General features: G+C 43.8%; 10 protein-coding genes. 5 read left to right on the top strand and 5 right to left on the bottom strand.

Annotated features, from left to right (window positions below):
- Window positions 1–153: 153 nt before the first annotated feature.
- A complete protein-coding gene (locus tag EXU57_RS03395) occupies window positions 154–420 on the bottom strand; it encodes a DUF6496 domain-containing protein (protein ID WP_133266740.1) in 267 nt (88 codons plus the stop codon).
- A gap of 544 nt (window positions 421–964) precedes the next feature.
- Here EXU57_RS03395 and EXU57_RS03390 point away from each other — a divergent pair.
- Complete coding sequence (locus EXU57_RS03390; RefSeq protein ID WP_133266739.1) at window positions 965–1,657, top strand: ferritin-like domain-containing protein; 693 nt, start codon at window positions 965–967, stop codon at window positions 1,655–1,657.
- A 10-nt stretch (window positions 1,658–1,667) separates the two neighbouring features.
- Window positions 1,668–2,504, top strand: a complete 837-nt coding sequence (locus tag EXU57_RS03385) for a ferritin-like domain-containing protein (protein WP_133266738.1) — start codon at window positions 1,668–1,670, stop codon at window positions 2,502–2,504.
- A gap of 101 nt (window positions 2,505–2,605) precedes the next feature.
- On the opposite strand, the gene EXU57_RS03380 is transcribed toward EXU57_RS03385, so the two are convergent.
- Window positions 2,606–5,833: a PAS domain-containing protein gene (locus tag EXU57_RS03380; protein ID WP_133266737.1), complete on the bottom strand. Its 3,228-nt coding sequence runs from the start codon at window positions 5,831–5,833 to the stop codon at window positions 2,606–2,608.
- 201 nt (window positions 5,834–6,034) lie between these two features.
- Here EXU57_RS03380 and EXU57_RS03375 point away from each other — a divergent pair, with 201 nt between their 5' ends.
- A complete protein-coding gene (locus EXU57_RS03375) occupies window positions 6,035–6,229 on the top strand; it encodes a hypothetical protein (RefSeq protein ID WP_133266736.1) in 195 nt (64 codons plus the stop codon).
- 58 nt (window positions 6,230–6,287) lie between these two features.
- Here the strand turns inward: EXU57_RS03375 and EXU57_RS03370 are convergent, their stop codons facing one another.
- A complete protein-coding gene (locus EXU57_RS03370) occupies window positions 6,288–7,406 on the bottom strand; it encodes a lactonase family protein (RefSeq protein ID WP_133266735.1) in 1,119 nt (372 codons plus the stop codon).
- A 248-nt stretch (window positions 7,407–7,654) separates the two neighbouring features.
- Between EXU57_RS03370 and EXU57_RS03365 the strand changes: the two genes are divergently transcribed.
- Both EXU57_RS03365 and EXU57_RS03360 read left to right on the top strand, forming a co-directional pair.
- Window positions 7,655–8,836, top strand: a complete 1,182-nt coding sequence (locus EXU57_RS03365) for a thiolase family protein (protein ID WP_133266734.1) — start codon at window positions 7,655–7,657, stop codon at window positions 8,834–8,836.
- An 85-nt stretch (window positions 8,837–8,921) separates the two neighbouring features.
- Window positions 8,922–9,455, top strand: a complete 534-nt coding sequence (locus EXU57_RS03360) for a GNAT family N-acetyltransferase (protein ID WP_133266733.1) — start codon at window positions 8,922–8,924, stop codon at window positions 9,453–9,455.
- 182 nt (window positions 9,456–9,637) lie between these two features.
- On the opposite strand, the gene EXU57_RS03355 is transcribed toward EXU57_RS03360, so the two are convergent.
- Window positions 9,638–10,180 (bottom strand): DinB family protein, encoded by a 543-nt coding sequence (locus EXU57_RS03355; protein ID WP_133266732.1) that lies wholly within the window; start codon window positions 10,178–10,180, stop codon window positions 9,638–9,640.
- Window positions 10,181–11,926, bottom strand: coding sequence for a S8 family peptidase (locus tag EXU57_RS03350; RefSeq protein WP_133266731.1), 1,746 nt, complete (start codon window positions 11,924–11,926; stop codon window positions 10,181–10,183).
- Window positions 11,927–11,982 lie beyond the last annotated feature (56 nt).

The following is an 11,982-nucleotide window of genomic DNA, read 5'->3' as shown; positions in this document are numbered from 1 at the left end:
TGGCAGACTTTGGAGCTGCTGATTTATCATTTGCTGCCTTCTTATGTGCTGTTTGCTTGATAGCTGGTTTCTTAGTTCCTGCCTTTTTGATCGCTCTTTCTTTGGAGCCAGGATTGGTTAGCGCAGCTTTCTTTGTTGCCGCTTTTTTTGCAACTACCTTTTTGGGAGAAGATCTAGTGGCTGCAGCTTTTTTAGTTGCAGTTTTTTTACAGTTGTTTTCTTAGGTGCAGTTTCGCTCTTGTTAGCAGGTGCTTTTTTTGGAACCTTTTCACCAGCTTCCCTTGCCTCTGAAAGCGCTATTGCAATAGCCTGTTTTCGACTGGTAACCTTCTGTCCTGATCCTGACTTTAAATTGCCAATCTTTTGCTCATGCATTACCTGTGCTACTTTTTTTGCAGCTGCTTTGGAATACTTTGCCATACTTAATTTTTGTGGGTTAGTAATCAACAAAAATAATTGTTAGGCTGCACAAGTTGTAATGTTTGCGATACCTGCTCTGTTTGTAATTATTGTTATGCTGCAGCATTACATACAACAGTACAAGAGAAAGAACTTCCGCCAAAACGGCTCGTCAGCCGTCAACGATATTGGGTAAAGCGCTACTACCTGCCACCTTATATTGTTCATGGGGCATCAGGCTTGTTTTACGTATACAATTATGGGTGTAATTAAGTTGAAAGAACAAGAACTGGCGTTGATTTCAATCACCCATTAAGCGTGCTAATGCTTTGTAAACTGCTGCTTATTTAACGGCTATAATACAGTAATCAATTTAAAAAATGTTGGCGTAAATGTTTTGGGCTCCAGCTTTCAAATAGAAGCTAAAACGTTAACCATGGCGGAAGCATACAGCTTGCTTTCATCCGATTTTTTGTATTCATTCAAACTATTGATTTACATCTATCGTAGATCGTTAGAACATCATAACCTACAGGAAAAATTACATTCATTCAAAACCATCTTTATGACAAAAGAAACACCATTGGAAACGGTAATGCCTGCTCCTAAGGGCGCACCAAACGCACAGGTGTCGCGCAGAAAATTTCTCGGCTATGCAGGTGCAACATCCGGATTAATCATGTTGGCTGCTGCATGTAAGAAAAACGATAATAACGACGGCGTTGATCTTGGCAGTGGAGACTTTGGTATACTTAACTATGCCTATGCACTTGAACAATTAGAAGCGGCTTTTTATGCCCAGGCTGTATTAACACCTTACACGAGTATTTCTGCAAATGAACTCGCATTCTTAACGGATATACGTGATCATGAAATTGCCCACCGTGAGTTCTTTAAAAGAGCACTTGGCGATAATGCTATTCCCGGCCTGGAAGTGGATTTCTCAACCATAAATTTTATGAGCAGGGATAGTGTGCTGGGCACAGCACAGGCGTTCGAGGACCTTGGCGTTACCGCATATAATGGTGCTGGCTACCTGATTAAGGATACCAATTACCTTTTGCTTGCCGGCAAAATCGTTTCAGTTGAGGCCCGGCATGCAGCGTTGATTCGCGAATTGAGGAGTCCTAATACTTTTCTTGGCGACCAGGTCGACAACAATTCTGTAAACATTTCACGCACTCCGTCAGAGGTTCTTGGAATTGCGGGTATGTATATTAAAACAAAGATCAACGCTAACAATTTACCAACTGGTTAAAAATATCATTATGAATATCGCAAACATATTAGACGAGATTGAAAAGGTTGATGGTGAAATTTACGATCGGATAAGTCCAAGAAGAAAAGCAATGAAAGACTTCTTCCGGGTTGGGTCTAAGGTGGCCATAGTAGCTGCTCCAATGGCCATCGGTTCAATGTTTAAAAAAGCATATGGCCAAACCACACCAGCGGGCATCATAAACGTGCTGCAATACGCACTTACGCTTGAGCACTTTGAATATCGTTTTTACGAACGCGGCGCAGCACTTGCACCAATAACTGCAGGCGCCGAAAGAACGGCAATAGAAGCCATAAGGGACAGTGAAAAGAAACACGTTGATTTTCTGAGAACCGTGATCACAGCAGCTGGTGCAACACCGGTGGCAGAGAAAGCTGCTTATGATTTTACTGCTGGAAACACCTTTCCTACTGTCTTCACGAGCTATCCCGTTTTTCTTGCAGTAGCACAGGTTTTGGAAGACACAGGTGTGCGTGCTTACAAGGGCAGGGCAGGAGAATTAGCCGGACAAAAAGTTTACCTCACAGCAGCACTTGGCATACATGCGGTAGAGGCACGTCACGCAGCTAAGATCAGGTATATGCGACGGACGAATGGAGCTCCCGCAACTAAGCCTTATATCACCGGTGGTAACGATACCGGAGTACCAGCAGCCAATGGCAATTATGGGGGAGCTACCCCGGAGAGTAATGTGGTGCAGGCTGGCATAACGATTACCAATATCAACGGGTTGCCGATCTCAGCTAATGCAGCAACAGAGGCTTTTGACGAACCATTAACGACAGCAGAAGTACTTGCGCTGGTAGCACCTTTTGGTGTCTCGTAAGTAACCCTGTACATACAAAATACGACCATTCAGTTTTATACTGAATGGTCGTTTCTGTTTATTTCTTCTGATGACTTAAAACTTACAAGAAGCTTGCAGGCTTAGCTAACCGGAAATATAATCCTGAATTTTGAACCAACGTTTGAAACACTTTCTGCTATAATAAGTCCGCCATGATTTTCGACAACCTTTTTACAAATGGCCAGACCAATCCCGGTACCTTCGTATTCCGATTTATTATGTAGCCGGTGAAATATGGTGAAGATTTTTTGTGCGTGTTTTTCATCAAATCCAATTCCATTATCCGTAACACTTATTTCAAGATATCGCAAGCTCCGCGATAGTCGAAGCTGCTCTTTATCATTCTCGCCAAGGTATTGGTGAGCAATATGGACTACTGGTGTTGTTTCTTTTTTGCTAAATTTAAGCGCATTGCTGATCAGGTTCTGAAACAGCTGCCTGAATTGCGACTCACTCACCCTTGCTTTTGGCAGTTCGTCATAAGTTATGCTTGCTTTACTTTCTTCTATTTTAAACTCCAGGGTTTGAAGCACCTCTTTGAGGATGTTCATCAAGCTGCAATCTGTATAATTTTTTTCGCCGGTGATCATTGAAATGGAAAGCAGATCATCAATCATGCGCTGCATCCTCCGCGAAGAATCGATCATCTTATTCAGGTAGCTAAGGCTTTCATCAGACATCGTATTCTCTTCATTCAGCATTAGCCGATCGCCAAATGTGGCTATCTTCCTGAGTGGCTCCTTTAGATCATGACTGGCAACATATGCAAACTCCTCAAGATTTGCATTGGATTGCTGCAGCTCGATCGTTTTTTCGTATAAAGCATCTTCTATTCTCTTGCGTTCCGTAATATCAAGGGCTGCACACAACAACATGGAGGGCTGCTGTAACTCATTTCGCTTGAACACAATCTCACGTACAAGCATACACTTCCATCCGTCGCCTTTTTGCCGCACCTTACATTCATATTCCCTTATGTCGGTTTCGGCACCCGGAGAACCCAGTTCACCAAACTTTTTAACATCATCCTGGTGAAACACCTGGTCAAGCACATCAGACTTCATCTGCAGAATTTCCTCCGGACTATACCCCAGGACCGGGGTGATTTCTTTGTTGACATAAACGATTGAGCGCGTGGGAAGATCAAGCAGGTAAAGGATAGTTGGCGATGCCTCTGCAATATATTGAATGAGTTGTTCCTGTTCTTTTAGCTTATCTTCTGCTTCAATCCGTTCGGTAATATCGAGGGAGACATTTAGAATGTGCTCTACTTTTTTCTGTTCATTTCTATCGAAGACAGTTCCATAAGTATGCAGCCAGCGATAGCTTCCATTACTATGGCGAACGCGATACTTAAATTCAACAACCCTTTCGTTGGCTAAAGCCGTGTCATTGTTTGCTTCTTCCATTACCCGGGTATTCAGCTCAAGCAGGGGTTGAAGATCGTCGGGATGTATACGGTCGATAAGAAATTTTGCGCCCTGGCTAAGCAGCATTTCTGATGAATAGCCCAGGATCTTCTCGAAGGCCTGGTTGATAAACAGGTACTTCCCGGTGTTGACATTATAAGCCGCGATAATTGATGGGGTGGCATCAGTTATTTTCCTGCTGAAGTTTTGACTTTCTCTCAGTCGCCTTTCATTTAGCTTTTGTTCGGTTACGTCCTGAGCAGTGCCAATGAGCTTATAAACTTTTTCATCATTACTTAGCAACACATCTGCCTTCACGTGCAGGATCCTGGTTGTTCCATCTCTGCGAACAATACGCATAAAGTAATCACCGGCACGTGAGCTCTCAAGGTGTCGTGAAACCGTTTGCAGGAAAAATTCTTGATCCCGCTGCTGAACAAACGATAGTAAAAGATCCATGTTTATCTCTACCGATTGTGGTTCAAGGCCAAATATCCGGAATAACTCATCAGTCCAGGTGATTTTGCCCGACCTTACTTCGTAGGTCCAGTTTCCAAGGTGGGTCAGCGACTGCGCCTGTTTGTAGAGCTCCTCACTTCTTTGTAGTTGACGGATCATGTGATTTCTATTCGTCACATCCATCACTGTTCCTTTCATCACGGCATCTTGTCCTTCAGCTTTGGTTACAATACCCCTGCTCCAAATTACCTTTTCCTTGTTTTTGGCCAGGAACCGGAATTCACAATCATAAAGTCCTGTGTCGTTAACCGCCTCCTGTAATGCTTTGTTTACCAGATGCCGGTCGCCGGGATGCACCATTGCCAAAAAATCTCCCAATTTTTTCTGGTTTTCCAATTCGAATATCTGCATGAGTTGTGGGGTAACGTCGGACTCTTCCGTTACCAGGTTCCAATTGAAGCTCCCGATCTCAGCAAGACTTTGTGCCTCCAATAGCTGTTCTTCCCTTTGCCGGAGTTCATCTGCCATTTTCTTTTCATTTTCAATATCGAGCGCTATTCCGATAACCTGAACCACTGATCCATTGTTATCCCTTTTAAAAACAGACTCATAATTTCTTATCCACCGATAATTACCATGGTAATCACGGCGCCTGTGTTCGTACGAAATTGTCATGCCGTCCGCCACCCCCTCGTAAAACATTTTTTTGTGATGAACGCCATTTATAGTACCGGGCCTTTCAGCTTCATCCTGGTGTGAACTGTTTTGCCTCACATCACCCGCTTCATCAAGTGGCAGGTCGTGAAATTTGTTGTTGCTGTAAATTTCTTTTTGTGCTTCAAGATCATAAACGTAGATGGTTCCAGGCGTGGTTGCCGTAATCTTCTCTACAAAATGAATATGTTCGTTAATCTTGTCTTCAAGTAGTTTGATGTAAGTGCTCGTCGCGCCTTGGTCTGCGTAGGCAACATATACATCGATTTCTTTTACAATCTTAATTACCAGGCCTGGATCAGTGGTATATGCAGGCAAACACTCCAGGAAGGCCTGTTTACGGATGTAGCTAATCTGCGTAATGTCTGCTGCCACAATGCTGTAGCGGTCGATCAACGGAATTTTGTCTGAAAGCCATTCCTGAAGAGATTCGGCAATCAGCGATGCCACATTATTCTCCTTGAAATAGTTTAGAAAAATTGTTGCATTGGTGGTTACCAGTTCCTGCAGGGCTGGTTCCGACATGCTTTCCAGGAATTTCATCACCGGTAGCTTTATTTCCCGGCTTAACCAAAGCTGGTAGCCAACATATTCCTCAAGTTTATGATCCAATAAAAACGAGGCATAACCTGGCAGGTATTTAAAATCGAGATTGAAATTGTAAGTCTTACGATCCGTCAACATTTCTATGTCGTGGTTTTTATATCCAAATCCAGTCAATGACATTGTAATTTAGTGAAACTACCAATGGTATAAGCCTATACAACAGAAATCATTGAAGTTTGAAGACTTTGCATTCTCACAAGGTCAATCAGGTAAAATTCACTAGCCAGGTGGATTGATCTTCCTTTGTCTTCTATGCATATAAGGCAAGGAGTTACATTAAGAGAAATAAGGATTGGTGGCAGTAAAATAAAGAAGCCCCCAATGGAGGCTTCTAAAGGACTTCAAGGCATAGGTATTAGAATTTTCAATAATGGTATTAAAAACGGGGCTTTTGTGTGTCACAATTTAGCCACGATCGTTCTCGCTGAAAAGAGTAAAAGTGCCCGATATACAACCATCAGGAAATACCTGAATTTTAGTAAAATTACGGGAAGTGTTACAGCGGGAATACCCTAACCAAAGTGCTCCAGTCCGGAAATTGCTTAAATGCAACTTAATCCTAAAACAACTGCCGTCATTTTGTAATCATTTGCAGGCATACCGGGGTTGGTACTTTTAGTTCCTGCCCGGTAGCTGTTACCAGCCCGGTCTGGAGGTCTCTTTTGAAAATGACGATGTTGTTAGTTGCCTGATTCGCCACAAGCAGAAAGTTGCCAGTTGGGTCTATCGTAAAGTTTCTTGGCACTTTGCCCTGTGTGGACACATGACCAACGGTTTTTAGCTTTCCGCTTTGTTGGTCAACGGCAAATATAGAGATAGTATTCTCATCACCGCGGTTGGAAGCATAGAGGAACCTGCCATCAGGTGACAGGTGAATATCAGCACTACCAATCGCTCCACTGTAACCTTCCGGGTGGGTAAGCGTTCGACCAATAAAGTGTAAACTCTTTTTGGAGTAACGGTATGCAGCTACGCTACCATTCATTTCTTCAATTAGGTAGGCAAACTTGCCACCCGGGTGAAAGGTAAAATGTCGTGGTCCGTTTCCAGCTGTTACTGCTTCAAAGGGCTTTTTCGCGGGGGTTAGGGGTTGTTTAGCGGAGGCATTAAAGTCATAGATCATTACTTTGTCTGTGCCAAGGTCAGGCACAAACAGCTGTTTATAGTCCGGGGAGAAGACCGTGCTATGCACATGCGACTTTTCCTGCCTGCTTTTATGGACGCTCTTGCCCGTGAACACAATGTTTTGCGAAAACGGCTGCAAACTCCCGTCGGAGTCAACAGGCAAAACTGACAAGCTTCCACCCGAGTAATTGCCAACGGCAATCCACTTCCCGCCCGAATGAACGGAAACATAACACGGGTTATCGCCACCGCTAAGTTGTTTGTTTATAAACGTTAGTTTACCGGAAACAGGATCAAAAGAAAAAGCGCTTACACTGCCGGCGTTTTCACGTGCGGTTTCCGTAACTGCGTAAAGGTGCCGATTGCCAGGTGCAACAGCGAGGTAAGATGGATTTACCGTTCCTTCGGTATTACTGACCCAGGTTGCTGTACCAGTAACCGAATTGAAGTCGTAGACATAGATACCTTTACTGCCACGGTCGGTATAGGTGCCCACAAACAAGTAAAAGTTCTGGCCTGATGCAATATTCGTTACCAGAATCAACAACAGAACACAGTAGAATCGCATAGCTTTTGTTTTTAACTGCTTTTGGTTGCCGTGTAAGTTCCTTAATCATGCTTTGGAAAACAAGTATTTTTTGGTGAGGAGTATTCGCAATTTAAACATTCAGCAACAAGGGCACCTTTTAGAGGCAAGTACTGTTATCAGTGTCAATCAATGCGAATTGTTAAGCTGGCAGCTCCAACTTTTTGTTATCATTTTGGGCATCCTTCAAACCTTATCTTTGATGTTTAGAAGAACGAATTTAACGCCATATGAATAAGAGAGAAGTATACATTTTGTCGGCTGTGCGTACGCCAATTGGCAGCTTTGGCGGCGCTTTAAAAGAACTTAGTGCCGTTCAACTGGGGGCCATTGCAATAAATGGAGCCATTGCCCGGGCTGGTTTGAATCCGGAACTCGTTCAGGAGCTATTAATGGGCTGTGTGATCCAGGCTAACCTTGGCCAGGCTCCAGCAAGGCAGGCCTGTCGTATATCCGGCTTACCTGATCATGTTATTTGTACAACAGTAAACAAGGTATGTGCAAGCGGGATGAAAGCAATTGCGCAGGGTGCCGCTTCAATCGCGCTGGGAGATGCTGATATAATTGTTGCAGGAGGTATGGAAAGCATGAGCAATGTTCCCTTTTATGCAGATGTTAGATGGGGCAACAAATACGGAAATATCCCAATGATCGACGGAATAGCAAAAGATGGTTTAACCGACGTTTATGATGGATTGGCAATGGGCAATGCAGCTGATATGTGTGCACGCGAGTGTGGTATCACAAGAGAGGAACAGGACTCCTTTGCGGTTGAAAGTTACAGGCGCAGCCAGGATGCATGGGCTTCCGGAAAGTTCAGCGAAGAGGTTGTGCCCGTTGAAATCCCTCAAAAAAAAGGTGATGCTCTAATCGTTGACAAAGATGAGGAACCCTTTAATGTTAAGTTCGATAAGGTTGCCGGATTACGCCCGGCTTTCAGCAAAGACGGGACGGTTACAGCAGCTAATGCTTCAACCATGAACGACGGCGCAGCTGCTGTGGTATTGATCAGCAAAGAGAAAGCCGATGAACTTGGGTTGAAGCCTATAGCAAAAATTATATCTTATGCAGACGCGGAGCAGGAACCCAAGTGGTTTACAACTACTCCTTCAATTGCGGTACCGAAAGCAGTTGAAAAAGCAGGTTTAACGATGGACGACATCGAATTTTTTGAGCTCAATGAGGCCTTCTCTGTGGTCGGTATTGAAAATACACGAAGGATGAAACTCGACCCAAGCAAAGTAAACGTACATGGTGGGGCGGTTAGCCTTGGTCATCCACTTGGTTGCAGCGGTGCCAGAATCATAGTTACCCTGATCAACGTGCTTAAACAAAATGGCGGCGTAACTGGTGCTGCCGGCATCTGTAATGGCGGGGGCGGAGCTGGAGCTATGGTAATCTCTCTTGTTTAAGTCTTAATCACTTATAGTAAATCCGCTATCTGATGTTAAATCAAGCCACATCTATACACCGTTGCTAAGATGGTGGTCCTTTATTATGCATACACCTATAATCAGACAAGCTACGGTAACCGATATTCCGCTACTCGCCCGATTTGGTTGGCAAACGTTTTTTGATACGTTCCAGGCAGACAACACCCGGGAAGACATGGAACTCTACCTGACGTCGAATTTCACTCCCGAAAAGGTCACGGCGGAGTTTGACAATAAATCAAAGACGTACTTCCTGGCTTACCTTGGGAAAGAAGCGGTTGGCTATGTTAAAGTTGCTGAAGACGCATACCCAAACGGTTTGTTGCCGGGGGAAACCAACTTTGAGATATGCCAGCTTTATGCGCAAAAACAAAAGATTGGTACAGGAGTAGGAAGTGCATTATTACAACATTGTATTGCACTTGCGCGAAGTAAAAAGAAGCGCCAGTTGTGGTTAGGTGTATGGGAACAAAACCAACGCGCGATCCAGTTTTACCGGCGCTTTGGCTTTGAAAAATTTGGAGAACACACTTTCATGCTTGGGAACGATAAGCAAACCGATTGGCTCATGAAGAAAACCCTAACCTCTCCTGTTTAGTAGATGTAAACATACATTAAGGTGTAAGAACCAAAAAGTAATTGCGGGGTGAGGTACCCCGATGAATCAGGCTCATTGCGTTAGGCAGGTCAACTAGCCCGAGTTTTAGAGATCAACGGCCACTCTCTATGAAAAAGCTGCAGAACCGGGGCATTAACCCGTTAACGAATGACACAAGCAGCTTACAGTTCGATAGGAGAGGAGGACTCAGCCACCAAGAGGTAACGCTCCCTTATGATGTTACAATGATGCAGAATATGACCGAATGTTACAAAGCAAAACGTATTTGCTGTTACCGGGTAATTATTTGCAACACTCATAACACCAAGTTGCTCCTCGTTAAGGCTTGCATATAATAAGTCAGTAGCTTTTCTGACAGCCTGAAATTCTTCCAAAAGGTTTAGCCATGACCTTGCGTCTGCATTGCTGTTCGCTGCATAACTATTCTCATCGAAACCAGGGAGTGGAGTTTGATCTTTTCTTACAAACGTGAGCACGCGATAGCAGAAAATTCTTTCCGCATCAATGATGTGCTGAAGCATTTCTTTTAGCGACCATTTACCAGGTGCATAACGAAAAGCCGCCTTGTTTTCAGGAATGAGGTTGAAGAATTCATTAATCTGCGGGGAATAAATTCGTATCGCTTCAGTGACATCCGGCGCTTCTACAAGGTTAATGTATGCTTCATGGTAAACAGCATATTCTCCAGCTGCAGGTTTGGGCATCTATTGTTTAGTTTTTAAATTTTTAAAAGTTGAAACAGGTAATCTTTCTTCCCTCTTGGTTTCCTTCTTAACTTCTTTTTTATCTGGGTCCGCACCTTCTGCCAACAGTGTAGAAGCAACCTTTACTGCATTATAAGCGTTAACCCAGCCAGCAGTTCTACATAGGTCCTGCATATTTACTTTGTTCTTGGTGCCTGGTTTGTTCACCCAAAGCGTATCAGCAGTGTTTACTGATTTCTCTATCGCATACTTAACTTGTTTTGCAGTAAGCAACGGAAAGTACGAACGGATTAAAGCTGCAACACCAGCCACTACCGGTGATGCCATACTTGTACCCTGTAGGTTTGCATAAGTGTTACCACCGTTTACGGTTGAGTATATTTTAACTCCCGGGGCAAAAACATCAACTGTTTTTTTGCCGTAGTTGCTAAAGTCTGCTACGTATTGACCCTTTATACGCGGATCACTACTCGCGCCCACGGTTATAAAGTTTGCTGCATTTGTTCCAAGCGACTTTAAATTTGGATTAGGGTAGTTTTCTGTTACATCGTTATCTTCAGCATCGTTGCCAGCTGCATGCACCAACAAAACGTCTTTTTTCTCCGCGTATTTAACAGCCTCATCTACCCACTTCTTTTCAGGACTAAAACCTTTACCAAAGCTCATGTTGATGACTTTGGCGCCGTTGTCAACTGCATAGCGGATTGCTAATGCAACATCTTTATCGTATTCGTCTCCATCGGGTACCGCCCTTAGCACCATGATGCGTACATCATCGGCAACACCGTCTACACCAATACCATTGTCGCGCTGTGCTGCGATAATTCCACTTACATGGGTTCCATGGCGGGAGTCGGGGCCCATAACGTCGTTATTACCATAAAACCGATCGTTGATGTCGTTATAATTGTCTTTAACAATATCTGCCCGGTAGTTTACAGGTGGGGTGTCCTTTGCTTCGTAGGACTGCTTTTTTCCGGAGATGTACTCATCAAGCTGCGACAAAATGCTTGCATTCGTTTCTTCGGGATCCATTTCGATAATCTTGACAAAAGTTAAAAAGCCCATTTTGGCCTGCTGACCCTGGGTTGATGTAGGTTGAAATTTCTCAAGGTCCTCACTGGTAAACTTTTCTTTACCCAACTGTTCGCGCAACAGCTTATCATGTTTTTTTGCAGCCTTTACCGCCATTTCTAAAAACATGAGCTCCACCTGCGATTGCGGGTCTACCTGTAATTCCTTATCGGCACGCTTCCATAATGCGTATTGATCCTTTTCATCATTCCGGAGACTATCAAGGTTAATGTTTTCAAAACGTGCTTTATAGCGGTGATAGATACGCGCTACTTCACCAGACTCTTTTTTCACATTTCGGCCATCTTTGCCACCAAGAAAGTTCCACCCACGTACATCATCAATATAACCATTGCCATCATCGTCAATGCCATTTCCAGGTATCTCGCCGGTATTCCTCCAAAAAACGTTCTTCAGGTCTTCGTGTGTGGTATCTACACCGCTGTCAATTACTGCTACAATAACAGGTTTGCTTTTCTTACCCTTCAAATATTCGTAAGATCTATTGATACTAATTCCATGAAAGCTGTCTCTTGTCGCATCCATCAGGTGCCAACCACGAGGTACGTCAGTCTGTGATCCCGCAGTAACCTGTTGCCTCGCTTGTTGTGCCTGAACACTTAAACCAAATAGTAAGATTGAAAGGAGCAGCCGCGATTTCCCCATATGCATAAGTGTAAAATTATTCTATACAAAGTTGCAAAGACCGGCGTGGATAAAGCAAGGCA

The organism is Segetibacter sp. 3557_3 (assembly GCF_004354985.1).
Taxonomy (GTDB): Bacteria; Bacteroidota; Bacteroidia; order Chitinophagales; family Chitinophagaceae; genus Segetibacter.
The sequence above is the reverse complement of the archived record's forward strand: the minus strand, read 5'-3'. Positions and strand labels throughout refer to the sequence as shown.